Annotated in this window: 27 protein-coding genes and 1 tRNA gene; 21 read left to right on the top strand and 7 right to left on the bottom strand. The window is 70.4% G+C overall.

Annotated features, from left to right (window positions below; translation table 11 throughout):
- Nucleotides 1-2 precede the first annotated feature (2 nt).
- From sdhA to pstB, 7 genes are all read left to right on the top strand, one after another.
- Nucleotides 3-1,829, top strand: coding sequence for a succinate dehydrogenase flavoprotein subunit (gene sdhA, locus GB932_RS11655; RefSeq protein WP_156760870.1), 1,827 nt, complete (start codon nt 3-5; stop codon nt 1,827-1,829).
- Nucleotides 1,829-2,587: a succinate dehydrogenase iron-sulfur subunit gene (locus tag GB932_RS11650; RefSeq protein WP_156760869.1), complete on the top strand. Its 759-nt coding sequence runs from the start codon at nt 1,829-1,831 to the stop codon at nt 2,585-2,587. The genes sdhA and GB932_RS11650 overlap by 1 nt, the downstream gene beginning before the upstream one ends.
- A gap of 85 nt (nt 2,588-2,672) precedes the next feature.
- Complete coding sequence (locus tag GB932_RS11645; RefSeq protein ID WP_156760868.1) at nt 2,673-3,551, top strand: exodeoxyribonuclease III; 879 nt, start codon at nt 2,673-2,675, stop codon at nt 3,549-3,551.
- Nucleotides 3,552-3,685: 134 nt separating this feature from the next.
- Entirely contained in the window at nt 3,686-4,801 is a 1,116-nt protein-coding gene (locus GB932_RS11640) for a phosphate ABC transporter substrate-binding protein PstS (protein ID WP_156760867.1), read from the top strand.
- A gap of 133 nt (nt 4,802-4,934) precedes the next feature.
- Nucleotides 4,935-5,927, top strand: a complete 993-nt coding sequence (gene pstC / locus GB932_RS11635) for a phosphate ABC transporter permease subunit PstC (protein WP_156760866.1) — start codon at nt 4,935-4,937, stop codon at nt 5,925-5,927.
- A gap of 1 nt (nt 5,928) precedes the next feature.
- Nucleotides 5,929-7,020, top strand: a complete 1,092-nt coding sequence (pstA, locus tag GB932_RS11630; protein ID WP_156760865.1) for a phosphate ABC transporter permease PstA — start codon at nt 5,929-5,931, stop codon at nt 7,018-7,020.
- Between the two features lie 49 nt (nt 7,021-7,069).
- Nucleotides 7,070-7,849, top strand: a complete 780-nt coding sequence (gene pstB / locus GB932_RS11625; RefSeq protein ID WP_156760864.1) for a phosphate ABC transporter ATP-binding protein PstB — start codon at nt 7,070-7,072, stop codon at nt 7,847-7,849.
- Nucleotides 7,850-7,992: 143 nt separating this feature from the next.
- Here the strand turns inward: pstB and GB932_RS11620 are convergent, their stop codons facing one another.
- Nucleotides 7,993-8,622, bottom strand: coding sequence for a DNA-directed RNA polymerase subunit beta (locus tag GB932_RS11620; protein ID WP_156760863.1), 630 nt, complete (start codon nt 8,620-8,622; stop codon nt 7,993-7,995).
- Nucleotides 8,623-8,785: 163 nt separating this feature from the next.
- On the opposite strand from GB932_RS11620, the gene GB932_RS11615 reads away from it, so the two are divergent.
- Genes GB932_RS11615 through GB932_RS11600 form a run of 4 tightly spaced genes read left to right on the top strand, consistent with a single transcriptional unit; the run spans nt 8,786 to nt 12,649 of the window.
- Nucleotides 8,786-9,772 carry an ABC transporter substrate-binding protein gene (locus tag GB932_RS11615; protein ID WP_197517454.1) on the top strand — a complete coding sequence of 329 codons (987 nt, stop codon included), beginning with the start codon at nt 8,786-8,788 and terminating at the stop codon, nt 9,770-9,772.
- Entirely contained in the window at nt 9,769-10,821 is a 1,053-nt protein-coding gene (locus GB932_RS11610; RefSeq protein WP_156760861.1) for a FecCD family ABC transporter permease, read from the top strand. Before GB932_RS11615 ends, GB932_RS11610 begins: the two co-directional genes overlap by 4 nt.
- Nucleotides 10,818-11,819, top strand: a complete 1,002-nt coding sequence (locus GB932_RS11605; protein WP_156760860.1) for a FecCD family ABC transporter permease — start codon at nt 10,818-10,820, stop codon at nt 11,817-11,819. Before GB932_RS11610 ends, GB932_RS11605 begins: the two co-directional genes overlap by 4 nt.
- Complete coding sequence (locus GB932_RS11600) at nt 11,816-12,649, top strand: ABC transporter ATP-binding protein (protein WP_156760859.1); 834 nt, start codon at nt 11,816-11,818, stop codon at nt 12,647-12,649. Before GB932_RS11605 ends, GB932_RS11600 begins: the two co-directional genes overlap by 4 nt.
- A 145-nt stretch (nt 12,650-12,794) precedes the next feature.
- Here GB932_RS11600 and GB932_RS11595 read toward each other — a convergent pair whose 3' ends face one another.
- Entirely contained in the window at nt 12,795-13,166 is a 372-nt protein-coding gene (locus GB932_RS11595) for a hypothetical protein (protein ID WP_156760858.1), read from the bottom strand.
- Between the two features lie 81 nt (nt 13,167-13,247).
- Here GB932_RS11595 and GB932_RS11590 point away from each other — a divergent pair, with 81 nt between their 5' ends.
- The 6 genes from GB932_RS11590 (at nt 13,248) to GB932_RS11565 (ending at nt 17,036) form a co-directional block, all read left to right on the top strand.
- Entirely contained in the window at nt 13,248-13,703 is a 456-nt protein-coding gene (locus GB932_RS11590; RefSeq protein ID WP_156760857.1) for a DUF3817 domain-containing protein, read from the top strand.
- Nucleotides 13,704-13,754: 51 nt separating this feature from the next.
- Complete coding sequence (locus tag GB932_RS11585) at nt 13,755-14,738, top strand: pirin family protein (protein ID WP_156760856.1); 984 nt, start codon at nt 13,755-13,757, stop codon at nt 14,736-14,738.
- A gap of 13 nt (nt 14,739-14,751) precedes the next feature.
- A complete protein-coding gene (locus GB932_RS11580; RefSeq protein ID WP_156760855.1) occupies nt 14,752-15,093 on the top strand; it encodes a GNAT family N-acetyltransferase in 342 nt (113 codons plus the stop codon).
- A 38-nt stretch (nt 15,094-15,131) separates the two neighbouring features.
- The gene (locus GB932_RS11575) at nt 15,132-15,479 is read left to right on the top strand and encodes a GNAT family N-acetyltransferase (protein ID WP_156760854.1); all 348 of its coding nucleotides are present in this window, start codon (nt 15,132-15,134) and stop codon (nt 15,477-15,479) included.
- 119 nt (nt 15,480-15,598) lie between these two features.
- The gene (locus tag GB932_RS19245) at nt 15,599-16,210 is read left to right on the top strand and encodes a hypothetical protein (RefSeq protein ID WP_197517453.1); all 612 of its coding nucleotides are present in this window, start codon (nt 15,599-15,601) and stop codon (nt 16,208-16,210) included.
- A gap of 16 nt (nt 16,211-16,226) precedes the next feature.
- Nucleotides 16,227-17,036 (top strand): aminoglycoside 6-adenylyltransferase, encoded by an 810-nt coding sequence (locus GB932_RS11565; RefSeq protein WP_197517452.1) that lies wholly within the window; start codon nt 16,227-16,229, stop codon nt 17,034-17,036.
- Between the two features lie 58 nt (nt 17,037-17,094).
- Here GB932_RS11565 and GB932_RS11560 read toward each other — a convergent pair.
- The 5 genes from GB932_RS11560 to GB932_RS11540 form a co-directional block, all read right to left on the bottom strand.
- Nucleotides 17,095-17,167 (bottom strand) — tRNA-Lys (locus GB932_RS11560).
- A 9-nt stretch (nt 17,168-17,176) separates the two neighbouring features.
- Nucleotides 17,177-17,725: a DUF421 domain-containing protein gene (locus GB932_RS11555; RefSeq protein WP_156760851.1), complete on the bottom strand. Its 549-nt coding sequence runs from the start codon at nt 17,723-17,725 to the stop codon at nt 17,177-17,179.
- Between the two features lie 48 nt (nt 17,726-17,773).
- Nucleotides 17,774-18,355, bottom strand: coding sequence for an isochorismatase family protein (locus GB932_RS11550; protein ID WP_156760850.1), 582 nt, complete (start codon nt 18,353-18,355; stop codon nt 17,774-17,776).
- A gap of 82 nt (nt 18,356-18,437) precedes the next feature.
- Nucleotides 18,438-19,082: an NAD(P)H-binding protein gene (locus GB932_RS11545; protein ID WP_156760849.1), complete on the bottom strand. Its 645-nt coding sequence runs from the start codon at nt 19,080-19,082 to the stop codon at nt 18,438-18,440.
- A gap of 123 nt (nt 19,083-19,205) precedes the next feature.
- A complete protein-coding gene (locus GB932_RS11540) occupies nt 19,206-20,657 on the bottom strand; it encodes a helix-turn-helix domain-containing protein (RefSeq protein ID WP_156760848.1) in 1,452 nt (483 codons plus the stop codon).
- A 143-nt stretch (nt 20,658-20,800) separates the two neighbouring features.
- On the opposite strand from GB932_RS11540, the gene aceA reads away from it, so the two are divergent.
- The 4 genes from aceA (at nt 20,801) to GB932_RS11520 (ending at nt 25,122) form a co-directional block, all read left to right on the top strand.
- Nucleotides 20,801-22,096, top strand: a complete 1,296-nt coding sequence (gene aceA, locus GB932_RS11535; RefSeq protein WP_156760847.1) for an isocitrate lyase — start codon at nt 20,801-20,803, stop codon at nt 22,094-22,096.
- A 25-nt stretch (nt 22,097-22,121) separates the two neighbouring features.
- The gene (gene aceB / locus GB932_RS11530; protein WP_156760846.1) at nt 22,122-23,780 is read left to right on the top strand and encodes a malate synthase A; all 1,659 of its coding nucleotides are present in this window, start codon (nt 22,122-22,124) and stop codon (nt 23,778-23,780) included.
- 72 nt (nt 23,781-23,852) lie between these two features.
- Nucleotides 23,853-24,473 carry a rhomboid family intramembrane serine protease gene (locus GB932_RS11525; protein ID WP_156760845.1) on the top strand — a complete coding sequence of 207 codons (621 nt, stop codon included), beginning with the start codon at nt 23,853-23,855 and terminating at the stop codon, nt 24,471-24,473.
- 160 nt (nt 24,474-24,633) lie between these two features.
- Complete coding sequence (locus GB932_RS11520) at nt 24,634-25,122, top strand: FBP domain-containing protein (RefSeq protein WP_156760844.1); 489 nt, start codon at nt 24,634-24,636, stop codon at nt 25,120-25,122.
- Nucleotides 25,123-25,185: the final 63 nt, after the last annotated feature.

The raw sequence follows: 25,185 nt of genomic DNA, 5'->3' as shown, positions 1-25,185 counted from the left end.
GAATGACTTCTACGGCATACCCCGACGCAGAGCTCAAGGACGGCGTCTACCACCACCAGTTCGACGTCGTGATCGTCGGCGCCGGCGGCGCCGGCATGCGCGCCGCGATCGAGGCGGGGCCCGGCGCCAAGACGGCCGTCGTCACGAAGATCTACCCCACGCGCTCGCACACGGGCGCAGCGCAGGGCGGCATGGCCGCGGCGCTCGCGAACGTCGAGGACGACTCGCCGGAGTGGCACACCTTCGACACGATCAAGGGCGGGGACTACCTCGTCGACCAGGACGCGGCGGAGATCCTCGCGAAGGAGGCCATCGACGCGGTCATCGACCTCGAGAACATGGGCCTGCCCTTCAACCGCACGCCCGACGGCAAGATCGACCAGCGCCGCTTCGGCGGCCACACCCGAGAACACGGCAAGGCGCCCGTGCGCCGGGCCTGCTACGCCGCCGACCGCACGGGCCACATGATCCTGCAGACGCTGTACCAGAACTGCGTCAAGCTCGGCATCAACTTCTTCAACGAGTTCTACGCCCTCGACCTCATCACGGTGAAGGACGGCGGCACGACGAAGATCGCCGGCATCGTCGCGCTCGAGCTCGCGACGGGCGACCTGCACGTCTTCCAGGCGAAGTCGGTCGTGTTCGCCTCCGGCGGCTTCGGCAAGATGTTCAAGACGACCTCGAACGCTCACACCCTCACGGGCGACGGCGTCGGCATCGTCTGGCGCAAGGGCCTGCCCCTCGAGGACATCGAGTTCTTCCAATTCCACCCGACGGGCCTCGCGGGCCTCGGCATCCTCCTCACGGAGGGAGCGCGCGGCGAGGGGGCGATCCTCCGAAACGCGTCGGGCGAGCGCTTCATGGAGCGCTACGCCCCCACCATCAAGGACCTCGCGCCGCGCGACATCGTGGCGCGGTCGATGGTGAAGGAGGTCCTCGAGGGCCGGGGAGCCGGCCCGAACAAGGACTACGTCTACCTCGACTGCACCCACCTGGGCGCCGAGGTCCTCGAGACGAAGCTGCCCGACATCACGGAGTTCGCCCGCACCTACCTGGGCGTCGACCCCGTCGTCGAGCCGGTCCCCGTCATGCCGACCGCGCACTACGCGATGGGCGGCATCCCGACGAACAACGACGGCGAGGTGCTCGCCGACAACGAGACGGTCGTGCCCGGCCTCTTCGCCGCCGGCGAGTGCGCCTGCGTGTCGGTGCACGGGTCCAACCGCCTCGGCACCAACTCGCTCCTCGACATCAACGTGTTCGGCAAGCGCTGCGGCATCAATGCGGTCAAGTACGCGCAGGACGCCGAGTTCGTGCCCCTCCCCGAGGACCCGGCGAAGGAGGTGCGTGAGATGGTCGAGCGCCTGCGCACCTCGAACGGCACCGAGCGCATCGCCGACCTGCGGCGCACGCTGCAGGATGAGATGGACAAGAACGCGCAGGTGTTCCGCACCGAGGAGACCCTGACGAATGTCATGGGCACGATCCACGAGCTGCGCGAGCGCTACATGAACGTCGGCGTCGACGACAAGGGCAAGCGGTTCAACACCGACCTGCTCGAGGCCATCGAGCTCGGCTTCCTGCTCGACCTCGCCGAGATCGTCGCGTACGCCGCGCGCAACCGCAAGGAGAGCCGCGGCGGGCACATGCGCGAGGACTACCCCGATCGCGACGACGAGAAGTACATGCAGCACACGATGGCGTACCTCACGGGCGACCCGCACTCGCCCGATCCGGACGACCACATCACGCTCGAATGGAAGCCGGTGACGTTCACGAAGGACGACGCCGGAGAGCTGCGCTACCCGCCCATGGAGAGGAAGTACTGATGGCCGACACCGCCACGGCCGAGGCTCCCATCGAAGAGGTCATCCAGTCGTACCTCGTGACCTTCATGGTGCGCCGGTACGACCCCGAGGTCGACAGCGAACCCAAGTGGGTCGACTACGACGTCGAGATGTACCCGACCGACCGCGTGCTCGACGCGCTGCACAAGATCAAGTGGGACATGGACGGCTCGCTGTCGTTCCGCCGCTCGTGCGCGCACGGCATCTGCGGATCCGACGCGATGCGCATCAACGGCCGCAACCGGCTCGCGTGCAAGACGCTCATCAAGGATCTCGACATCTCGAAGCCCGTCTACGTCGAGGCGATCAAGGGCCTTCCGCTCGAGAAGGACCTCATCGTCGACATGGAGCCGTTCTTCGCCGCGTTCCGCGAGGTGCAGCCGTTTCTGCAGTCGCGCAGCGAGCCCGAGAAGGGCAAGGAGCGCTACCAGTCGATCGACGACCGCGAGCGCTTCGACGACACGACGAAGTGCATCCTGTGCGCCGCGTGCACGTCCTCGTGCCCGGTGTTCTGGACCGACGGCCAGTACTTCGGACCGGCGGCGATCGTGAACGCGCACCGCTTCATCTTCGACTCGCGCGACGACGAAGCGCAGGTGCGTCTCGACATCCTCAACGACGCGGAGGGCGTGTGGCGCTGCCGCACGACCTTCAACTGCACCGAGGCGTGCCCGCGCGGCATCGAGATCACCAAGGCGATCGCCGAGGTGAAGCAGGCCGTCCTCAAGGGCGGACGCTGATCAGAGCCCGCCGGAAGGCGCCGGGATCCGTCCGCGGATCCCGGCGCCTTCGTCTTTGTCAGAGGTCCCGACTAGCCTGATTCCCATGACTCGCATCGCCTCCGTCAACGTCAACGGGATCCGCGCGGCCGCGCGCAAGGGAATGAACGACTGGGTCGACGCCGCGGGCGTCGACATCCTCACGATCCAGGAGGTGCGCGGCCAGCGCGAGCACCTCGAGCAGCTCCTTCCCGGGTGGCACGTCCTCGAGCACGAGGCGCCGCAGAAGGGCCGCGCGGGCGTCGCGATCCTCTCGCGCGAGGAAGCCGTGGCCCACCGGGTGGACGCCCTCGGCATCGATCCCGCCGACATGGACGGGCGCTGGCTGGAGGCGGACTTCCGCGTCGGCGACGCCGAGATCACCGTCGTGTCCGCATACGTGCACTCCGGCGAGGTCGACTCACCCCGCCAGGAGCAGAAGTGGGCCTTCCTCGACGCGATGGAGCGCCGCATGCCGTCCCTCAGCGGGGGCCTCGCCCTCGTCACGGGCGACCTGAACGTCGGCCATCGCGAGTTCGACATCAAGAACTGGAAGAGCAACGTCACGCGGGCCGGATACCTCGCCCGGGAGCGCGCGTATTTCGATCGATTCCTCGGCGCCGCGGGCGAGCCGGTCGCCGGCCAGGCAGGCATCGGGCGCGGCAAAGTCGGCGAGCTGAGCGACACGCGCGCGTTCAGCACGGACGGCGTCGGCCTCGGCTGGGTCGACGTGGGCCGCTCCTTCGCCGGCGAGGTCGACGGGCCGTACACGTGGTGGTCGAACCGTGGGCAGGCGTTCGACAACGACACGGGCTGGCGCATCGACTACCACCTCGCGACGCCTGAGCTGGCGGCTCGCGTGGAATCGTACCGCGTCGATCGCTACGCGTCGTACGACGCGCGCTGGAGCGACCACGCCCCCGTCGTGGCCGATTACGCGCTCTGAGCATTCTCCAAGTCGCGTTCACCGGCCGTTCACTTTCAGTCTCCGATCCGGACAGACAGGGCACCTACCGTCGCTGAGCGTTGGGTGTCCCTCCCAGCACCAGCTCTGTCCTCCTCAACGGATCGGATACTTTCGTGAAGCTCACCCGCCTCTCCGGCTTCGCCGCCATCGGCGCCGTCGCCGCACTCACCCTCGCCGGCTGCGCCGCCAACGAAACCAGCGGCGGCACCGATATGGACAACGGCTCGACCGACGGCACCACGTCGGGCGCGTCGGGCACGCTCACGGCGAGCGGCGCCTCCTCGCAGGCCTCGGCCCAGGCCGCCCTCGTCGCCACGTTCCAGACGGCGAACCCCGACGCCACCATCAACTACGAGTCGACCGGCTCCGGCACGGGCCGCGACAACTTCGTCGCCGGTGCGTCGAACTTCATCGGCTCCGACCGCGCGTTCGAACTGGAGGAGTTCGAGGGCGGCTTCGCCTCGTGCACGTCGGAGAGCATCGTCGAGATCCCGACCTACATCTCGCCCGTCGCGCTCGCCTTCAACCTCCCGGGCGTCGACACGCTCAACCTCGACGCCGAGACGATCGCCGGCATCTTCGCCGGCGAGATCACCGAGTGGAGCGACGACGCGATCGCCTCGCAGAACGAGGGCGTCGACCTGCCCGACAGCGCGATCACGCCCGTGAACCGCTCGGACGACTCGGGAACGACCGAGACGTTCGTGAGCTACCTCGCGGCGACCGCCCCCGACGTCTGGACCTACGAGATCTCGGGCGAGTGGCCGATCGATGGCACCGAGCGCGCGCAGGGCACCGAGGGGGTCTCGCAGGTCATCGGCTCGAGCGAGGGCACCATCGGCTACCTCGACGCCTCGCAGGTCCCCGGCGAGGCCGGCCAGGTCGCCGTGGGCGTCGACGGCGAGTACGTGGCGTACTCCGCCGAGGCCGCCTCGAAGCTCATCGAGAACTCGGACCTCGAGGACGGTCGTGAGGCCCAGGACCTCGTGTTCGCCGTCGACCCGGCGTCCGCCTCCGACGGCGCCTACCCGATCGCCCTCGTCTCGTACCTCATCGGCTGCGTCGACTACGAGGACCCGGCCGTCGCCCAGCTCGTGAAGGACTACTTCACGTTCGTCGCGTCGGCGGAGGGCCAGCAGGTCTCGGAAGAGGAGGCCGGCAGCGCCCCGATCTCCGACAGCCTGCGCGAGCAGGTGCAGGCCGCGATCGACGCGATCGTCACCGAGTGACGCAACGCGTGACGTCGGTCCGGCCATAGGCTGATCCGGCACCGGTGCCCCCGCGGAGCCCGCGCGAGAATCGTCTCGACGCCGGAACGCGGGGGCACACGCATGATCCCCATACCCTGAAGACTGGGAGCACATGAGCACTTCCGAGACGGCGGCAGCGCCCGAAGCCCCGCCCTCCCCTCAGCCCGGCGCGATCCGCGCCAAGAAGCGCCCCGGAGACCTGGCGTTCTCTGGAACCGCGCTCGGCGCAGGCATCATCATCCTGCTGGTGCTCGCCGCGACCGCATTCTTCCTCATCGCGCAGTCGATCCCGGCATTCGCCGGCGACCCCGACGAGAACCCGATCCTCTCAGGCGAGAGCTTCTGGAGCTACGTCCTCCCGCTCCTGTTCGGCACGCTCTGGTCATCGATCATCGCGCTCGTCATCGCGACGCCGATCGCGATCGGCATCGCGCTGTTCATCTCGCACTTCGCTCCGCGCAAGCTCGCATCCGTCCTCGGCTACGTGGTCGACCTGCTGGCCGCCGTTCCGTCCGTCGTCTTCGGCCTATGGGGCATGCAGTTCTTCTCGGGCTTCGTCACGCCCTTCTACGGCTGGCTGAACTCGACGATCGGCACCTGGCCGGTGCTCAACCTCTTCTTCGGCGGCACCCCCTCGCCCAGCGGCCGCACGATCCTCACCGCGTCGCTCGTGCTCGCCGTCATGATCCTGCCGATCATGACGGCCATCTGCCGCGAGGTGTTCCTGCAGACCCCGAAGCTGCACGAGGAGGCGGCGCTCGCGCTCGGCGCGACGCGCTGGGAGATGATCACGATGTCCGTCCTGCCCTTCGCCCGCGGCGGCATGGTCTCGGGCGCGATGCTGGGCCTCGGCCGCGCGCTCGGCGAGACGATGGCGGTCACGATGGTGCTCTCCGGATCGCCGATCATCGCCGTGCAGCTGCTGCAGTCGGGCAATCCGCTGTCGATCGCCGCGAACATCGCGCTCGCCTTCCCCGAGGCATACGGCACGGGGGTCAACGCCCTCATCGCCACGGGGCTCATCCTCTTCATCGTGACGTTCATCGTCAACGCGATCGCGCGCTGGATCGTCAACCGCCGCGCCGAGTTCTCGGGAGCGAACTGACATGACGACCGCTACCGCCGCACCGTCCGCCATCACCGCCGGACACCTCCCCCGTTGGGCGCCCTGGGCGCTGCTCGGGGGGTCCCTGCTGGTCTCCGTCGCGATCTTCGCCACGCTGAATGTCGGCGCGCCGATCGCTGACTTCAACATCGTCGGCGCACTGTTCGTCGGCATGCTCATCTACATCACGTTCATCGTGGTGATCTCGAGCATCGCCGAGAGCCGCCGCCACGCGATCGACCGCCTGATGACGGCGCTCATCGCAACGGCGTTCGTCATCGCGCTGCTGCCGCTCATCTCGGTGCTCTGGACCGTCGTCATCAACGGCATCGCGCGCTTCGATATGGAGTTCTTCTCCTTCTCGATGCGCAACATCATCGGCGAGGGCGGCGGCGCCGTCCACGCGATCTGGGGCACGCTGATCATCACGGGGCTCGCGGCCGTGATCTCGATCCCGATCGGCCTCATGACGTCGATCTACCTCGTCGAGTACGGTTCCGGCGGGCGCCTCGCGAAGGCGATCACGTTCTTCGTCGACGTCATGACGGGCATCCCGTCGATCGTCGCGGGCCTGTTCATCTACTCGGTCTTCGCCCTCCTTCTCGGTCCCGGCGTGCGTATGGGCATCATGGGCGCCCTCGCGCTCAGCGTGCTCATGATCCCGGTCGTCGTCCGCGGCACCGAGGAGATGCTGCGCATCGTGCCGAACGAGCTGCGCGAGGCGTCGTACGCCCTCGGCGTGCCGAAGTGGCTCACGATCGTCAAGGTCGTGCTGCCGACGTCGATCGCCGGCATCATGACGTCGATCATGCTCTCGATCGCGCGCGTCATCGGCGAGACCGCGCCCCTGCTGCTCACGGCGGGGTTCACGCACAACATGCAGCTGAACGCGTTCGAGCAGCAGAACGGCCAGATGATGACGCTGCCGGTCTACGTGTACAACCAGGTGATGTACCCGAGCGCCTCGGCTCCGGATGCGTCGATCGAGCGCGCGTGGGCCGCGGCGCTCACGCTGCTGGTGATCGTGATGGCGCTCAACCTCCTCGCGCGCCTCATCTCCCGGCTGTTCGCCCCCAAGACCAGCGGTCGCTGAATCGGCGCCGACAACTTTCCCGAGTCGAAGAAGAAGAAGGATCCTCCAGGTGTCCAAGAGCATCGAAGTCAACGACCTCAACGTCTACTACGGCGACTTCCTCGCCGTCGAGGGCGTCAACATCGACATCCAGCCCGGCACGGTCACGGCGTTCATCGGCCCGTCCGGCTGCGGCAAGTCCACCTTCCTGCGCACTCTCAACCGCATGCACGAGGTCATCCCCGGCGCGCGCGTCGAGGGCGAGGTGCTCGTCGACGGCAGCAACCTCTATGGCGCGGGCGTCGACCCCGTGCTCGTGCGCCGCCAGATCGGCATGGTGTTCCAGCGGCCGAACCCGTTCCCCACGATGTCGATCCGCGACAACGTGCTCGCGGGCGTCAAGCTGAACAACCGGCGCATGTCGAAGAGCGACCAGGACGACCTCGTCGAGCGTTCGCTGCGCGGCGCCAATCTCTGGAACGAGGTCAAGGACCGCCTCGAGAAGCCCGGCTCCGGCCTGTCCGGCGGGCAGCAGCAGCGCCTCTGCATCGCCCGTGCGATCGCCGTGTCGCCCGACATCATCCTCATGGACGAGCCCTGCTCGGCGCTCGACCCGATCTCGACGTTCGCGATCGAGGAGCTCATCGCGGAGATCAAGAACGACTACACCGTCGTCATCGTCACCCACAACATGCAGCAGGCCTCGCGCGTGAGCGACAAGACGGCGTTCTTCAACATCGCCGGCACGGGCAAGCCCGGCAAGCTCATCGAATACGACGACACGACGAAGATCTTCACGGCGCCGACCGAGAAGGCGACCGAGGACTACGTCTCGGGCCGATTCGGGTGATTCTGAGGATCCCGGGAATGCTCCCGGGATCCGAGTCGTTAGACTGAGTGCGCCGGGCCGCAGCATAACCCCGGGCTCCAACTCTTGCCGCTCCGAGCGGCCTTCCGCCGAGAGGCGTTTTCTGCGGCCCGGCTTCTTCGTGTCTAGCCGAGCTCGTCGCGGCGCCACATCCGCGAGGCGATCGTGAGATCCTCGGCGATGCTCGTCAGTCGCAGGGCGCGGCGCGTGAGCTGCGTCGACCGTGCCGGCTCCATCGCCTCGTAGTCGTCGGCGAGGTGCGTCGCGCCCGACGCCTGTACGCGACAGAAGGCGGCCGTGCGGTCGAGCGCGACGGCGAAGTCGCCCGTGAAGGCGCCGCGGAGAATCGTGTCGATGAGCGCGACGAGCTCGGCGGGCGTGGCGGGTGTCGGCGCGCCCGCGACGATCTGATCAGTCGTGCGCAGCTCACCCCTCCCTCGCTCATAGAGCAGGGACGCGGTCTGCGGATCGTCGTGGATGCTGAGCTGCACGAGGTACAGGCGCCAGAGCGCGCCCGGCAGCGACTTCGCGGGCGAGCGCGACCAGAGGTGGGCGATGTCGTCGATGCCGTGCGAGGCCGTGAACGAGATGAGCCGCTCGATCACCTCGGGGTCCTCCTCCCGGCGTACGCGGGCGAGGAGCGTCGTCGCCGTCGAGTGCGCGGCGCGGGAGACCTCCGCCGGATCCTCGGAGGGGAACAGGCGGTCGAAGGTGCCGGACGGCCGGAACACCGGCTTGGGGAAGTCGCTCGTCATCGCGCTCCAGGCTACGCCTGCCTGGGCCCTCTCGCGCCGGATCCGGTGCCGCCCCGGCGCCGTCGACGCCGCCGGTCACGAGTTGGCGTCCGCGCGGTCGATTCACTATGGTTAGCCTCGCCTTACCATGGGCGTCCTGACTCCCCGACTCGAAGGATCCGATATGACCCTGCGCCGTCGCGCCGGCCTCGCACTGGCCCTCGCCCTGCCGCTCGCTCTCACCGCGTGCGCCTCATCGGGCGACGCCGCCCCCGCAGCGGAGGAGCCCTCTGGCGACACCGTGTCGATCGCGCACGCGATGGGTGAGACCGAGGTGGCGTGTACGCCAGAACGCGTCGTGACCCTCGGCCAGGGCGAGACCGACAGCACGATCGCGCTGGGTGTCACCCCTGTCGGGGTGGTCTCCCCGTGGACAGACGACTGGTATGAGTACCTGCCCGACGAGGTCGAGCAGGCCGAGGTCGTCGGCACCGAGATCGAGCCCGACCTCGAGGCGATCGCGGCGCTCCAGCCCGACCTGATCCTCGGGTCGAAGCTGCGACATGAGGCGCTCTACGACCAGCTCTCGCAGATCGCCCCGACCGTATTCACCGAGACCATCGGCGTGGCGTGGAAGGAGAACGTCGGCACCTACGCCGAGGCGCTCTGCCTCGAGGACGAAGGCGAGCGGATCGTCGCGGACTACCAGGAGCGCGCGGCCGAGATCGGCCAGGCCCTCGACACCGCAGGCCAGGGCGACACCGAGGTGTCGATCATCCGCTTCATGCCCGACCAGGTGCGCATCTACCTCACGGGCTTCCCCGGATCCGTCATCCGCGACGCGGGCCTCGAGCGCCCCGAACCGCAGCGCGTCGAGGACTGGGAGGCGTCGGAGCAGCTCATCGAGATCTCGGAGGAGCGGATCCCCGAGATGGACGGCGACGTCATCTTCGAGATGGTGTCGGCCGAGCACTACGCCCAGCAGGGCACACAGACGATCGACGAGCAGATCGAGCGCTGGACCTCGACCGACCTCTGGCAGGGCCTGTCGGCCGTGCAGGCGGGCGACGTCGTTGTCGTCGACGAGAGCCACTGGAACCTCGGCGGAGGAATCGGCGCCGCGAACGCGCTCCTCGCCGACCTCGAGGCGCACTTCGCCGACGCCGCGTGACGTCGACCCTCACCACCGCAGGCGCGCCCGGGCGGGACCGGGCGCGCCTCGCGGCGTTCGCACGGACGCGCCTCGTGGCTGCGCCCGTCCTCCTCGCCGTCCTCGTCGCCATCGCGATCTGGCTCAGCATCGCCGTCGGCTCGGTGTTCCTGCCGCTCAGCGACGTCATCGCCGCGCTCGGCGGCGCACGCACGAACGACGCGCACCTGATCGTGCAGGACCTGCGGATCCCCCGCACGGTCGCGGGTGTCGTGGCGGGTGTGTGCCTCGCCGTCGCGGGCGTGCTGCTGCAGGGCTCGACGCGCAACCCGCTCGCTTCTCCGACACTGCTCGGCATCACCTCGGGAGCGGGATTCGCGGTGGTCATCGGCGTCGCCCTGCTCGGCCTCCCGTCGACGTGGGCCGTCGGGCTCGCGTTCGTCGGCGGTGCCGGCGCGGCGAGCCTCGCCCTCGCGCTCGCCGGCACGGGCCGCGACGGGCTCTCGCCGCTGCGCCTCGCCCTGTCGGGGGCACTCGTCTCGCTGCTGCTCTCGGCGTGGACGCAGGCCGTCCTGGCCCTCAACGAGGCCGACGCCGACGAGGTGCGCCACTGGCTCGCCGGCTCGCTCGCCGGCCGCGACGCCGCCGCGATCCCGCCGCTGCTGCCGCTGCTCGCCGTCGGCCTGGTCGCCGCCGTGCTGCTCGCCCGCCCCCTCGACGCGCTGGCCCTCGGCGACGAGGCGGCCATCGGTCTCGGGCAGCGGCCGGGTCGGATCCGCGTCGTCTCCGGCCTGACTGCCGTCGCGCTCGCGGCCCTCGCAGTGTCGGTCGCCGGTCCGATCGCGTTCCTCGGCCTCATCGCGCCGCACATCGCGCGCTTCCTCGTCGGCGGCCGGCACCTGCCGGTGCTGCTCGCCTCCGCGCTCATCGGGCCGGCCCTCCTCCTCGGCGCCGACATCGTCGGTCGCATCGTCGCGCCGCCGTCCGAGGTGCAGGCGGGCGTGCTGACCGCGATGATCGGCGCACCGATCCTCATCCGCATCGCGACCCGCGCGCGGAGCGTCTCGTGAGCGCCGTCGCCGCGACGCGGCGCCGCGCCCGGCGCGTCGCACCGTTCGTCGTCCTCGGCGCGATCGCCGGCCTCGTCATCTTCGGGCTCGTCGACGGCTCGCAGCGGATCCCCGCCCCCGACGCGCTGCTCGCGGCCGTCGGCCTGGGCGACGGCGGCAGCACGTTCATCGTGCAGCAGCTGCGCATGCCCCGGGTCGTCGTCGCCGCGGTCGCGGGCGCCTGCCTCGGTGCCGCGGGGGCGCTCATGCAGGGCCTGATGCGCAATCCGCTGGCCTCGCCCGACATCCTCGGCGTGACGGGTGGCGCGAGCCTCGCCGCGGTCGTCGCGATCGGTGCGGGGATCCCGCCCGCGTGGCTGCCATTCGCCGCGGCGACGGGCGCGATCGTGGCCGTCGCGATCATCCAGTCGCTCGCGCGGCGCACCGGCGCGGGCGGCGCCCGCCTCGTGCTCGTCGGGATCGGCGTGCACGCGATCGCCGGCGCCGTCACGACCCTCGTCGTCGCCCGGATCGATCCGCAGCGGCTCGGCGCGGCCGAGGTCTGGCTCGCCGGCAGCCTGCACGCGCGCGACGCCGCGCATGTGACCATCGCCCTCCTCGGCGCCGCCGTGCTCGTGCCGCTGGCGTTCGCCCTGCTGCGCGGCCTCGCCGTCATCGAGCTGGGCGACGAGATCGCGATCGGCGCGGGTGTCGCGGTGCCGCACACGCGCGCGCTCGTGCTGATCGCGTCGGCCCTGCTCGCCGGCGTGGCCGTCGCCGTGACGGGCCCCCTCGGGTTCGTGGCGCTCGGCGCGCCCCACATCGCTCGGCGCCTCGTCGGGCCGACCTCCGCCCCCATGCTGGCCATGTCGATGCTCGTCGGCGCTCTCCTCGTGCTCGCGGCGGACGCGCTGGGGCAGCGACTGCTCGACGACGCCGCGATCCCGGCGGGTGTCGTGACCGCGGCGCTCGGCGCCCCCTACCTCCTCTGGCTCCTCCACCGAACAGGACGACGATGACCTCCCCCGACCCCCTCGCCCCCGCGCTCGGCGCGCGCGAGGCGACCGAGATCCGCATCGAGTCGCTGCGCGTCGGATACGGCGCAGCCCCGATCGTGCGGGGCATCGACCTCGACGTGCCGACGGGATCCGTGACGGCGATCGTCGGCGCGAACGGCTGCGGCAAGTCGACCCTGCTGAAGACGATCGCCCGGGTGCTCGCGCCCGACGAGGGCCGCGTCCTCCTCGACGGCGAATCGGTGCACGCCATGCCGACGCGTCGCGTCGCGCGGACGCTCGGCCTGCTCCCGCAGAGCAGCTCCGTCCCCGAGCAGCTGACGGTCCGCGAACTCGTCGAACGCGGCCGATTCCCGCATCGCGGCGTCTTCCGTCCCTGGACGGGCGACGATCGCTCGAGCGTCGCCGCGGCACTCGAGGAGACAGGGATGGTCGAGCTCGCCGATCGCCCCGTCGACGAGCTGTCGGGCGGCCAGCGGCAGCGCGCCTGGATCGCGATGGTCCTCGCGCAGGAGACACCCGTACTGCTCCTCGACGAGCCGACGACCTATCTCGACCTCGCGCACCGTCTCGACATCCTGCGACTGCTGCGACGACTCAACCGTGATCGCGCCGTCACGGTCGTGATGGTGCTGCACGACCTCGTCGAGGCAAGCCGCTACAGCGACCACATCATCGCGATCCGCGACGGCGCGATCCACGCGTCCGGGCGTCCGGCCGACGTCATCACGCCCGATACGGTCGCGGCGGTCTTCGGTGTGGAGTGCCTCACGATCCCCGATCCCGTGTCCGGCAGCCCCATCGTCGTTCCGATCGACCCTGACGTCGTGTGACGCCGGCTTCGGATCGACAGGGACCGCACCGCGCCGGCGTCGGATCGAAAGCCCTCCTCCGCCGGATCGGGCGGCGTGTCGTGGCACATACGCGTCCGCTCTCCGACGCCCGCGCCCCGTCCCTCTGACGGCTCCGACACCCGTGTCAGCGGCCGACGGGGATCGCCTCGAGAACCGCGTGGCCGAGCAGGTCGGCGTCGTCGAACGTCAGGGTGATGTGCGCGCCGATCGGATTGCCGAGAACCGATGTCTCCGGGGCGTAGTCACCGGCCGTCGGACGCGGCAGCGTGCCGTCGCCGAGGATCGCGCTGACGACCATGGCCAGCTCGGTGAGCGGGCTCGCGCCGTGCCGCACCGCGTCACGGTCGATGAACCAGCGATCCATCGAGAGGAGGATCCCCTCCGCCGCACGCCGCTCGCCCATCACGTGCACGTCGCGCGCGGCCTGCAGCACCTCCTCGAACCAGGTGCGCGCCGCACCCGCATAGTCGGGCGAGAAGCTCCGGTGCCTCGTCATGGCGCTCACGGTAGCAGTCACCGCGGACTGAGATAAGGCGTTCACAGAGGACGCCTCGGCTCACCCGGATAACGTGAGGGCGTGACTCCTCGCTTCCTCTTCCGCACCGTCGCCCTCGCCGAGCTCGTCACGTGGGCGGGCCTCATCTCCGCGATCGTGCTGCGGGCCTTCGGCGTCACGGACGCCGCTGTCGGGCCCGCCGGCGGCATCCACGGCTTCGTCTTCCTCTCGTACTGCGCAGTGACGGTGTTCACGTGGGTCGACGGGAGGTGGCGGCCCGCGACGGGCGCCCTCGGCCTCGTCGCTGCGGTCGTCCCGTTCGCGACGCTGCCCTTCGAGCGCGTCGTCGACCGGCGCGGCCTCCTCGCGGCGCATTGGCGTCTCGCTCCGGGCCACGAGGATCCCACCGGCGCCGTCGAGCACGCGCAGGCATGGGTGCTCCGCCGCCCGGTCACCGCCGCCGTGCTCGCGATCGCAGGTGTGGCGGCCGTGTTCGTCGTGCTGCTGTGGCTCGGCCCGCCCGTGCCCCGCGCCTGACCCGTACGATGAGGGCATGAACTCGGGATCCGTCGGCGACACTGTGCTGCGATGAGCAACGAGGAGCGCGACCCGCGGGTCCAGGTGCTCGAGCCGGGCGAGCCGTGTCGCGACGTCGAGGTGCTGCTGCCGCGCGCCGTGCCCCTCGGCGGACCGCGCGCGATGCCCGTGTCGCGCACGCTGCCCCAGAAGAGGCGCTCGCTCGTCGGCGCCTGGTGCTTCCTCGATCACTACGGTCCCGACGACGTCTCCGAGACGGGCGGCATGCTCGTGCCGCGCCACCCGCACACCGGCCTCGCCACGGTGTCGTGGCTCTTCTCCGGAGAGGTCGAGCACCTCGACTCCGGCGGGAACGCGGCGCGGATCGTGCCCGGCGAGCTGAACCTCATGGTCGCCGGACGCGGGATCACCCACCAGGAGATCTCGACGCCCGCGACGACGCTCCACGGGGTGCAGCTCTGGTACGCGCTCCCCGACGCGACGCGGTTCGGCGACAACGCGTTCGCCCATTACGCCCCCGAGTCGGTCTCCCCCGCCCCCGGCGTCGCCGCACGCGTGTTCATCGGCGCCCTGGCCGGATCCGTCTCGCCCGTCGAGACGCGTACGCCCGACCTGCTCGGCGCCGAGCTGACTCTCGAGGCCGGCGCGCGGGTCGCCCTCGACGTCCGCTCCGACTTCGAGCTCGCAGTCCTCGCCGAGACGGGCGGCGTCCGGGTGAACGGCACACACGTCGCGCACCGAGCCCTCGCCTACGTGCCCGTCGGATCCGATGCCCTCGTCATCGAGGCCGGCGACGCGCCCGCGCGGATCATCCTCCTCGGCGGTGTGCCCCTCGGTGAGCAGATCGTGATGTGGTGGAACTTCGTGGGCCGCTCGCACGACGAGATCGTCGACTTCCGGCGCCGGTACCAGGCCGAGCTCGGCTTCGAGAACGGCGACGCCGAGGATCCGCTCTTCGGATCCTTCCCCGCCGGCCAGCCGGATCCGCTCCCCGCCCCCGCCCTGCCGAACGCGCGGCTGCGCCCGCGCGCCTGAGGAGGATGCCCACATGACCGAGGACCGCTTCGCCGTGGAGCACCGCACCCCCGAGAGCCGCTACGTGCTCATCGACCGCGAGTCGGACGACGCCGTCATCGGCGAGGAGAGCTACGTCGACGTCGGCGACGAGCGCGTGCTCTTCCACACGCTCGTGTCGGACGACTACGGCGGGCGGGGCCTCGCCTCGCGTCTCGTCTCGGCAGTGGTCGACGACGTCGTGGCACACGGGAAGGTCGTGGTCCCGGTGTGCCCGTATGTGAAGACCTGGCTCCCGAAGCACCCCGAACACGCCGATCACGCCGTCGCCGTCCGCCCCGAGCATCTGCGCGCCGTGAGCCGACGGCCGCGGTGAACACGCGGATCCGCCCCATCGACACACGAGGAGACCCCATGACCGATGACCGTTTCGCCATCGAGCACCGCGAGGCCGAATCGCGCTTCGTCCTCGTCGACCGCGCGGCCGACGGAGGTGCCGCGGAGATCGGCGAAGAGGCCTACGTCGACGTCGCCGACGAGCGGGTGCTGTTCCGCACCATCGTGTCGAAGGAGTACGGCGGCCAGGGCCTCGCCTCGATCCTCGTGACGGCGGTCGCCGACGACATCGTCGCGCGCGGCCTGAAGCTCGTGCCGGTCTGCTCGTATGTCGCCGTGTGGGTCCGGAAGCACCCCGAGTATGCGGATGTCGTCGTCGACCCCCGCGACGCGCACCGCGAGGCCGCCGCCGTGCGCGAGGGCTGACGCACGCTGCGGCTCCCGAGTGCCGACCCGCCCTTCGAACGCTTCGCTGGGGCCGCGCGGCACTCGGGAGGGGTGCTTCGCCCGCCCGCACCACGCACCGGCGCTCGTACGATGAGGGCATGAGGTTCCTCCGCACCGCCACAGCGGCCTATGCCCGCGCCGTCACGGCACTCGCCGCGACCGGCACCGTCCTCGCCCTCGCGGGTTGCGGCGCAGGCGGCATGACGCTCGACACGATCGGCGAGACCACGGCCGGCGCGATCCGCGACGCGGGATCCGTGCGCTTCACGATGACGACGGGCGACGAGACCTTCGAGGGCGCCACGACCTATGAGGGAGGCGAGGTGTCCGCCCTGCACGTGGAGTCGACGACGCCCGGCGCCGAACGCGACGAATGGATCATCGACGGGGAGTACTGGACCAACGAGGGCGGAGGCGACGCCCGGCGCAGCGACGCCGTCACTCCGGACGCATTCGCCGCCAGCTGGGACTGGGCGCAGGTGCAGGAGGATCTCGCTGCGTCGGCGACCGCCTTCGAGGAGGTCGGAGGCAAGGACGTCGACGGCACCTCGACGCGCGGCTACGAGCTCACCGCCGACGACCGCACCGAGACCTGGTGGATCGACGAGGACGGCCGGCTCCTCGCGTACGAGTTCGAGTTCGCAGAGGGCACGGCGGGCGGTGGCACGCTGTTCGATTACGGCGCCGACAGCGCGATCGCGGTCGAGTAGGGCGCGCGGTCACGGCGTGGACTACGACAGGGCGATCGAGACTCTGACCGCGTGGGCGCGGAACGACGAGAACGTGCGGGCGATGGTGATGACCGGTTCCGCCGCGGCACATGAGGCACACCCGCTGTCGGATCGCGATATCGAGATCTACGCCACGGATCCAGCGCCGCTGCTCGCGGATGATTCCTGGTGGAATCAGCTCGGAGACGTGCTCGTCGTCGAACGCCTATCCATCCCCGGATGGCATCCGTCCCGCCTGGTGTACTACGTCGGCGGCAAGCTGGATCTGACCGTCATCGCCGCCGCCGCGCTGCCGTCCATCCGCCGCGAGCGGCCCTTCAGCGTCCTTGTGGACAAGGACGGCGTCTCCGGATCGCTGCGCCAGGAGTCGGCGGAGTCCGCGCTGCCTGACGAGGCGGCGTTCCGCGAGCGAGTCGACTGGGGGTACGCGGCCGCGCTGATGTGCGCGAAGGCGATCGCCCGCGACGAGCCCTGGTCGAGCAAGATCCGCGACAGGGATCTGAAGGCATCCCTGCTGACGGTCATCGAGTGGGATCATCGCGTGCGTCACGGGTTCGACCACGACGTGCGCTTCCTCGGCTCCCGTATGCGGCAGTGGATGGACGCCGACGTGCAACAGGCGCTCGAACAATGCTGGGGCCGCTTCGATGCTGAAGACTCGGCGAAGGCGCTGCGCGCGTCGATCCACCTGTTCGCGCGACTCGGCACGCGAATCGCGGACGAACTCGGCTTCCTGCCTATCGACCACGATCGCATCCATCGCGAGGTCGAGGCGATCCTCGCCCTGCGCCCGGAGGTCGACTGACGGCCGAGAGGGGACCTTCGCGCCCTCATACGCCGCTTCGACCGAGGAGCCTCAGCAGTGCGCCCACCGGGGCTCGAACCCGGGACCCGCGGATTAAAAGTCCGATGCTCTGCCAACTGAGCTATAGGCGCGGATCCAGCCTACTTGACGGGTCCTGGGGCGGTCGTCAGGAGGTCGGCGCCGATCACCTCGTCGAAGACGCGCGGATCGATCGGCTGCCCCGCGCGGACCACGCTGAGCGCGCCCGACGGCTCGAACACGACGGCGCCCACCTGGTCCGGGTGGGAGACGCCGGCCTGGCGCAGGCGGGAGTGCAGCTCGGCCGTCGACACGTGGCACCGACGCATGTGCCGCTCGATGATCTCGGGGCCCGCCATCAGCAGGACGGGCCGGTTGACGACGAGGCGGGATCCGAACCGTGTCCGCCGGACGACGCCGGACAGCGCCTGCAGCGCCACGAGCGTGATGAGGGCGACGATGCCGCCGCCGAGGACGGGCGCCTCGCCGAGGGCCGCGCGCGCGACGATGCCGCCGAACGCGATGACCGCCGCGAGGTCGTAGCTCGACATGCCGGACAGCATGCGCTGGCCGAGCACGCGCACGAGCAGGACGAGCGCGAGATACATCCCGACCGTCGCGAGGGCGACCGCGGCCGCCTCGAGCCACGTGATCCCCAGCAGTTCCGCCACCGCGACCTCCCCAGTCCTGTCCTCCCAGGGTAGTGAGCGGCGAGGACGTCAGTGCACGCCGGCCGATCCGAGCTCCGCGCCGCCGGCGACGAGCCTCTCGAGGGCGGCGTAGCTCGTATCCGGCGCGACGCCCGCGACGAGGTCGGTGAGGATCCGCACGCGCAGCCCCGCGGCGAGGGCATCGCGTGACGAGGCGAGCACGCAGTGGTCCGTCGCGAGGCCCACGACGTCGACGCCGTCGACGCCGCGCTCGGCCAGGATCTCGGCGACCGTCTCGCCGTCATCGGTCGCGCCCTCGAACATCGAATACGCGGGGACGCCCTGGCCCTTCTTCACGTGGTGCGTGACGGCGGCCGGGTCGAACCACGGATCGTATTCGGCGCCGGGGGTGCCCGCGACGCAGTGCACCGGCCAGGTGTCGATGAAGTCGGGGTCCTCCGAGAAGTGCCCGCCGTTGTCGCCGTCTGCATCGTGCCAGTCGCGCGACGCGATGATGGCGTCGTATTCGCGCGCCCTGGCCTCGAGCAGCCGCGTGACGCCGATGGCCACGGCGTCGCCGCCCGCGACGGCGAGCGCGCCGTCCTCGGTGAAGTCGTTCTGCACGTCCACGATGAGCAATGCGCGTCCCATGTCCCGAGACTACGCGTCGGACCGTCGCGGCAGAACGCCCCTGCTCGAAGGAGCGTCGCCGCGGACAGAACCGCGCGAGCGCTCAGGCCGCGAGCGCCTCCGCGATGGGCACCTCGCCGTTCCCGAACGGGATCGTCCGGCGGATCGTCGACGGATCCGCGAGCGTCGCGGCCACGACCGCCGCGACGTCGGCGCGGGAGACCTGGCCGTGCCCGGGCTCGCGCGTCTCGACGAGCCCCGTCGGCTCGTCGAGCGTCAGAGGGCCGGGTCCGAGGACTGTCCAGTCGAGGCCGCTGCCGCGCAGGTGCTCGTCGGCGGCGGCCTTCGCCTCGGCGTAGTGGAACAGCGCGTCTGCCTCCGTGAGGCCATGATCCGTACGCGAGTTCAGGAACGAGACCATGACATAGCGCGCCGCGCCGGCCGCGGCCGCCGCGTCCATCGAGCGGATCGCGGCGTCGCGGTCCACCGCGTAGGTGCAGTAGGGGTCGCCGCCGCCGGCGCCGGCGGACCAGACGACGGCGTCGTGGCCGCGGATGAGTTCGGCGATCGCGTCCGTGTCGAGGTTCTCGACGTCGGCGACCCGCGGCGTCGCGCCCGTCGTCGCGACATCGGCCTCGTGCGCGGGGTTGCGGATGACGCTCGTGACCTCGTCGCCCCGGGAGACGAGGAGGGGTGCGAGGAGGAGTGCCACCTTGCCGTGGCCGCCGATGATGAGAACGCGCGACATGACGTCACCTTTCGCGTCGGGGTTACGAGGTCCTCCCCCACGCTAACCGCCCGCGAACGCACAGGATCCGTCTCGACGAACACGACGTGTCATGCGATCGTGCGGTCCCAGTGCGCTCGCGACTCAGGACGGCGCATGCTGCTCGAGGAACTCGTAGACGTCGGTCGCGTCGACGCCGGGGAAGGATCCGGTGGGCAGCGTCGCGAGGAGCGTGCGCGGCGTCGCGACGTTCGGCCAAGCGCCGTCGCGCCACCTGTCGGCGAGGTCCTCCGGCGGGCGCCGGCAGCACACCTCGTCGGCGTGGCGGGAGACGCCGCGGTTCAGGGTGTCGCGCCCGACGAACCACTTCGTGTCGTCGAAGCGCACGCCCACGCTGACGGAGTGCGCGCCCTGGCTCGACTGCTCGACCCGCGCCGTGCACCAGAACGTGCCGCCGCCCGTGTCGGTGTACTGGAAGTACGGGTTGAAGCGGTCGTCGACGTCGAACACGACGCGGCTCGTCCAGCGGCGGCAGCACATCTGCCCTTCGATGGATCCGAGCCGGTCGGTCGGGAAGTTCACGTCGTCGTTCTCGTACGCCTTCGTGATCGTGCCCGACTCGTGCACCTTCAGGAAGTGCACACGGATCCCGAGGTGCCGCGTCGCGAGGTTCGTGAAGCGGTGCGCCGCCGTCTCGTAGGACACCGAGTACGCGTCGCGCAGGTCCTCGATCGAGATCGCGCGGCGCTCCTTCGCCTCGCGCAGCGCGGTGACGGCGCGCTTCTCCGGGACGAGCAGCGCGCCCGCGAGGTAGTTCTGCTCGACCCGCTGCCGGAGGAACTCCGCATACGACGACGGCTCCGAGTGCCGGAGGATGCGGCTCGCAAGCGCCTGCAGCATGGGGCCGCGCGGATCCGTCGACGCCCGGTTCGGCAGATAGAGGCGCCCATTGCGCAGGTCGAGCACGCTCCGCGTCGACTGCGGCAGGTCCGGCACATAGTGGAGCGTCACCCCGACATGGGCGGCGATCTCGCCCGCCGCGCGCTGTGTGAGGGGCCCTCCCGGGTGGTCGATCGCCGCGAGCACCTCCTGCGCAGTCTTCTCGAGCTCCGGGAAGTAGTTGTCCTGGGCGCGCATGAGGTGCCGCAGCTCGAGGTTCGCGCGACGCGCCTCCTCGGGCGTCGCCTGCCGCTCGTCGCGCAGCCGGTCGATCTCACCCGTCAGCCGCAGGATCGTCGACAGCGCCTCATCGGGCATCCCCTTCGGGATCCGGAACGGCTCGATCCCGAGTTCGCGGAACCGCGGCGAGCGCATCTCGCGCTCGAGCGCGACCTCGAGCTCGCTGCGCGGATCCAGCTCCTCCGCGGCGAGCAGCTCGTCGGGCGAGACACCGAGCGCCCGCGCGATCGCGCGCAGCATCGACAGCCGCGGCTCGCGGTGGCCGTTCTCGATCATCGACAGCTGGCTCGGTGCGCGGCCGACGGCGTAGGCGAGCTGCGCGAGGCGCATGCCGCGCTGCGTGCGCAGAGCGCGGATCCGCCGCCCCACCGCGATCGCGTCGGAGGTGTCGTCCATCTCGTCTTCGAGAGTCGTCATGCGCAGATCCTGCCACATCCATCCGAAACACAGAACTTCATCACTATTTCTCTCCAGGAATGTGCTCCGAAGTGCTTGCACTTCACACATCGTGGACTCATCAGCCACCGCGGCACCGCCGCCGATTCGTCAGGAGTTCACCGATGAGCACCACACCCCTCCGCCCTGGAACGCAGACGCAGACCGCCGAGGAGCTCCAGCTCGAGTGGGACGCGAACCCCCGCTGGACGGGCGTCGCCCGCGACTACACGGCCGAGGACGTCGTCCGGATCCGCGGGAGCGTCCGCGAGGAGCCCACGCTCGCGCGGCGTGGCGCCGAGCGCCTCTGGGATCGGCTCACGACCGGCGAGTACGTCCGCGCGCTCGGCGCCCTCACGGGCAACCAGGCCGTGCAGCAGGTGCGCGCGGGCCTCGAGGCCATCTACCTCTCGGGCTGGCAGGTTGCCGCCGACGCCAACCTCTCCGGGCAGACCTACCCCGACCAGTCGCTGTACCCCGCGAACTCGGTCCCGGCCGTCGTGCGGCGCATCAACAACGCGCTGCTTCGCCAGGACCAGCTCGAATCGGCCGAGGGATCCCTCACGCGCGACTGGCTCGCCCCCATCGTCGCGGACGCGGAGGCCGGCTTCGGGGGCCCGCTCAACGCGTACGAGCTCGCGCACGGCATGATCCAGGCGGGCGCCGCGGGGATCCACTGGGAGGACCAGCTCGCGAGCGAGAAGAAATGCGGCCACCTCGGCGGCAAGGTGCTCGTCCCGACGAGCCAGCACATCCGCACCCTCAACGCCGCGCGCCTCGCGGCCGACGTCGCGGGCGTGCCGACGATCCAGATCGCGCGCACCGACGCGCTCGCGGCCGACCTGCTCACGAGCGACATCGACGAGCGCGACAGGGCCTTCGTCACCGGCCAGCGCTCGAGCGAGGGGTTCTACCGCGTGAACAACGGCATCGAGCCCGTCGTCTCCCGCGGCCTCGCCTACGCGCCGTACGCCGACCTGCTGTGGGTCGAGACGGGCACGCCCGACATCGAGCTCGCCCGCGAGTTCGCGAACGCCGTGCACGCGGAGCACCCCGGCAAGATGCTCGCCTACAACTGCTCGCCGAGCTTCAACTGGTCGGCCGCCCTCGACGACCGCCAGATCGCGAGCTTCCAGGAGGAGCTGGCCGAGCTCGGCTACCGGTTCCAGTTCATCACCCTCGCCGGGTTCCACGCGCTCAACCACTCGATGTTCCAGCTCGCCCGCGGCTACGCCTCGTCGGCGATGACCGCGTACGTCGAACTGCAGAACGCCGAGTTCGCCGCCGAGGCCGACGGCTACACCGCCACCAAGCACCAGCGCGAGGTCGGCACCGGCTACTTCGACCACGTGTCGCAGGCCCTCAATCCCGACGCGTCCACGCTCGCGCTCGCCGGGTCCACCGAAGCACAACAGTTCTGAATCTCGACCCAGAGGAGACGACATCATGACCCTCATCGACACCACCACGACCCGCCCCGAGGATCGCGTGCGCGAGCGCACCTTCCCCGCCATCGACGTCACGGGCCCGATGCGCGAGCGGTACGAGCAGATCCTCACCCCCGACGCGCTCGCGTTCATCGCGCAGCTGCATGAGCTGTTCGCCGGGCCGCGGTACGACCGCCTCGCGGCCCGCCTGCGTCACGGCTACGAGATCGGCAACGGGCGCGACCCGAGGTTCCGCGAGGACACGAAGCGGATCCGCGAGCGCGACGACTGGCGCGTCGCGGGCGCGGGCCCCGGACTCGAGGACCGCCGCGTCGAGATCACCGGCCCGACGGATCCGCGGATGACGATCAACGCGCTCAACTCGGGCGCGAAGGTCTGGCTCGCCGACCAGGAGGACGCGACGAGCCCCACGTGGGGCAACGTCATCGGCGGGCAGCTGTCGCTCTTCGACGCGATCCGCGGCCAGCTCGAGTTCACCGCGGACAACGGCAAGCACTACACGGTGACGAACGACGAGACGCCGACGATCGTGATGCGACCGCGCGGCTGGCACCTCGAAGAGCACCACCTGCACTTCACCGACGCGCACGGCCGTACGATGGCGGCGTCCGGATCCCTCGTCGACTTCGGACTGTTTGCCTTCCACAACGCGCACGAGCTCATCGCCCGCGGCCGCGGCCCGTACTTCTACCTGCCGAAGATCGAGCAGGCCGAGGAGGCGCGCCTGTGGGATCAGGTGTTCACGTTCACCGAGCAGTACCTCGCCCTGCCGCACGGCACGATCCGCGCGACGGTCCTCATCGAGACGCTGCCCGCCGCCTTCCAGATGGAGGAGATCCTCTACGAGCTGCGCGATCACTGCGCCGGGCTCAACGCGGGGCGCTGGGACTACATCTTCTCGATCATCAAGACCTACCGCGGACGCGGGTCGCGGTTCGTGCTGCCCGACCGCAACGAGGTGACGATGACCGTCGGGTTCATGCGGGCCTACACCGAGCTGCTCGTGCAGACGTGTCACAAGCGGGGCGCGTATGCCATCGGCGGCATGAGCGCGTTCATCCCGTCGCGGCGCGACGCGGAGGTCAACGCGAACGCCCTCGCGAAGGTCGCGTCCGACAAGAAGCGCGAGGCCGGCGACGGCTTCGACGGCACATGGGTGGCGCACCCCGATCTCATCCCCGTGGCGCGGGCCGAGTTCGACGCCGTGCTCGGCGACCGGCCGAATCAGCTCGACCGCCAGCGCGACGACGTCGACGTGCGCGAGCGCCACCTGCTCGACCTGACGATCGGCCGCGGCATCACCGACGCGGGTGTGCGCGGCAATGTGGACGTCGCGATCCGCTACATCGAGGCGTGGCTGCGCGGGCAGGGCGCCGTGGCGATAGGTGGACTGATGGAGGACGCGGCGACCGCCGAGATCTCCCGTTCGCAGATCTGGCAGTGGATCCGTCAGGATCGCACGACCGAGGAGGGCACGGCGATCACCCACGACTTCGTGGCCGGCCTCGTCGACGATGTGCTCGGCTCGGTCGAGCGCACTCCCGGCGACCGCTTCGACGAGGCCGCGGCGGTGTTCCGCGATGTGGCGCTGTCGAGCACGTTCGCGCCGTTCCTCACGATGAAGGCGTACGCCGACCACCTCGTCGAACGCGACTGACGGATGCGCAGCAGCCGCGGCGTCCGGATCCGGACGCCGCGGCTCCTGCGCGCATGCGCGAGACTGGACACCATGACCTCGTCGCCAGCGGCCCGGCCCCGCGAACGGATCCTCGAACGCGCCGTGCAGCCCGTGATCCTCCTCGCGATCATGTGGGCGGTGCGCGCGGCCGACACGATCATCCCGGGCAGCTGGAACCGCGCGCTGGGCATCGTCTCCTGGCAGTTCAGCGGCCTCGACGGCGTGATCGCATCGCCGCTGCTGCACTCGGGGTGGCCGCACCTCATCGCGAACTCCGCGCCGTTCGCCGTCCTCGGGATCCTCGTCGCATTCGACGGTGTGCGCCGCTTCTGGGCCGTCACCGCGATCGCCGCCGTCGTCGGCGGCCTCGGCACGTGGGTCGTGAACGTCCCCGGCACCGTCACGGTCGGCGCCTCGGGACTCGTCTTCGGGTACTTCGGCTACCTGCTCGTGCGCGCCTTCGTCGCGCGGTCGCTCGGCCACGGGATCCTCTACGCGGCGGTCGCGATCGCGGCGGCCGTCGTCTACGGCGGCGCGATGTTCACGGGGATCTTCGGCGCGGCGAGCGGCATCTCGTGGCAGGCGCATCTGTTCGGCGCGATCGGCGGCGCCGTCGCCGCCGTCGCGCTGCGACCGCGGCGCGATCAGTCTGCTCCCCGATCCGGCGTGTAGCATCGGCCGCATGTTCCAGCGAGCGACCCTTCGGGGAGTGAGGAGGTCGTCGACGCGCTCAGCGTCGGCGGCGACGAGAGCCTGACCCGGCTCTCCCCTTCGCGTGCTCTCACCGAGCCGCGCCCTCACGCATCCTCCTGAACAGAAAGCTCACCTCATCATGCGCGTCATCGACGCCGCCCGCATCCGGGCGTCGTTCGCGAACGTCTCCGTCCGCGAACGCAAGACCCTTCCCCTCCCTGACCTCGACGCCGTCCATTGGGAGTCCATCGACTTCCTCGGCTGGCGCGACCCGAAGCAGCCGCTCGTCGGCTACATGGTCGCGATGGTCGACGACGAGCCGGTCGGCCTGCTCATGCGGCAGGCCGAGCAGACACCGCGCTCGCGCACGCAGTGCGTCTGGTGCGCCGACGTGCACCTGCCGAACGACGTCGTCATGTTCAGCACGAAGCGCGCCGGCGCGGCGGGCCGCCGCGGCGACACCGTCGGCACCTACGTGTGCGCGCAGTTCGAGTGCAACCGCAATGTGCGCCAGAAGCCGCGCACGGCGTATGTCGGATTCGACGTCGAGGCCGCCCGGCAGGCGCGGATCGCGACGTTCCGCGACAACATCGACCGCTTCGCGCGCGATGTGATCGCGACCCGCTGACCGGCCCGCCCGGCGCCCCCAACCCTTCATTTCTGGCACATCTCCGCGCGGGAATCCGTGCAG

This window comes from Microbacterium karelineae (genome assembly GCF_009745985.1).
Lineage (GTDB): Bacteria > Actinomycetota > Actinomycetes > Actinomycetales > Microbacteriaceae > Microbacterium > Microbacterium karelineae.
This window is presented reverse-complemented; position numbering and strand designations above follow the sequence as displayed.

Excerpts from the sequence above, each read along its gene's own strand:
- sdhA (WP_156760870.1), top strand. The coding sequence starts at position 3 with ATGACTTCTACGGCATACCCCGACGCAGAGCTCAAGGACGGCGTCTAC.
- GB932_RS11650 (WP_156760869.1), top strand. The coding sequence starts at position 1,829 with ATGGCCGACACCGCCACGGCCGAGGCTCCCATCGAAGAGGTCATCCAG.
- GB932_RS11645 (WP_156760868.1), top strand. The coding sequence starts at position 2,673 with ATGACTCGCATCGCCTCCGTCAACGTCAACGGGATCCGCGCGGCCGCG.
- pstC (WP_156760866.1), top strand. The coding sequence starts at position 4,935 with ATGAGCACTTCCGAGACGGCGGCAGCGCCCGAAGCCCCGCCCTCCCCT.
- pstA (WP_156760865.1), top strand. The coding sequence starts at position 5,929 with ATGACGACCGCTACCGCCGCACCGTCCGCCATCACCGCCGGACACCTC.
- GB932_RS11620 (WP_156760863.1), bottom strand. The coding sequence starts at position 8,622 with ATGACGAGCGACTTCCCCAAGCCGGTGTTCCGGCCGTCCGGCACCTTC.
- GB932_RS11615 (WP_197517454.1), top strand. The coding sequence starts at position 8,786 with ATGACCCTGCGCCGTCGCGCCGGCCTCGCACTGGCCCTCGCCCTGCCG.
- GB932_RS11600 (WP_156760859.1), top strand. The coding sequence starts at position 11,816 with ATGACCTCCCCCGACCCCCTCGCCCCCGCGCTCGGCGCGCGCGAGGCG.
- GB932_RS11595 (WP_156760858.1), bottom strand. The coding sequence starts at position 13,166 with ATGACGAGGCACCGGAGCTTCTCGCCCGACTATGCGGGTGCGGCGCGC.
- GB932_RS11585 (WP_156760856.1), top strand. The coding sequence starts at position 13,755 with ATGAGCAACGAGGAGCGCGACCCGCGGGTCCAGGTGCTCGAGCCGGGC.
- GB932_RS11580 (WP_156760855.1), top strand. The coding sequence starts at position 14,752 with ATGACCGAGGACCGCTTCGCCGTGGAGCACCGCACCCCCGAGAGCCGC.
- GB932_RS11575 (WP_156760854.1), top strand. The coding sequence starts at position 15,132 with ATGACCGATGACCGTTTCGCCATCGAGCACCGCGAGGCCGAATCGCGC.
- GB932_RS19245 (WP_197517453.1), top strand. The coding sequence starts at position 15,599 with ATGAGGTTCCTCCGCACCGCCACAGCGGCCTATGCCCGCGCCGTCACG.
- GB932_RS11550 (WP_156760850.1), bottom strand. The coding sequence starts at position 18,355 with ATGGGACGCGCATTGCTCATCGTGGACGTGCAGAACGACTTCACCGAG.
- GB932_RS11545 (WP_156760849.1), bottom strand. The coding sequence starts at position 19,082 with ATGTCGCGCGTTCTCATCATCGGCGGCCACGGCAAGGTGGCACTCCTC.
- GB932_RS11540 (WP_156760848.1), bottom strand. The coding sequence starts at position 20,657 with ATGACGACTCTCGAAGACGAGATGGACGACACCTCCGACGCGATCGCG.
- aceA (WP_156760847.1), top strand. The coding sequence starts at position 20,801 with ATGAGCACCACACCCCTCCGCCCTGGAACGCAGACGCAGACCGCCGAG.
- aceB (WP_156760846.1), top strand. The coding sequence starts at position 22,122 with ATGACCCTCATCGACACCACCACGACCCGCCCCGAGGATCGCGTGCGC.
- GB932_RS11525 (WP_156760845.1), top strand. The coding sequence starts at position 23,853 with ATGACCTCGTCGCCAGCGGCCCGGCCCCGCGAACGGATCCTCGAACGC.
- GB932_RS11520 (WP_156760844.1), top strand. The coding sequence starts at position 24,634 with ATGCGCGTCATCGACGCCGCCCGCATCCGGGCGTCGTTCGCGAACGTC.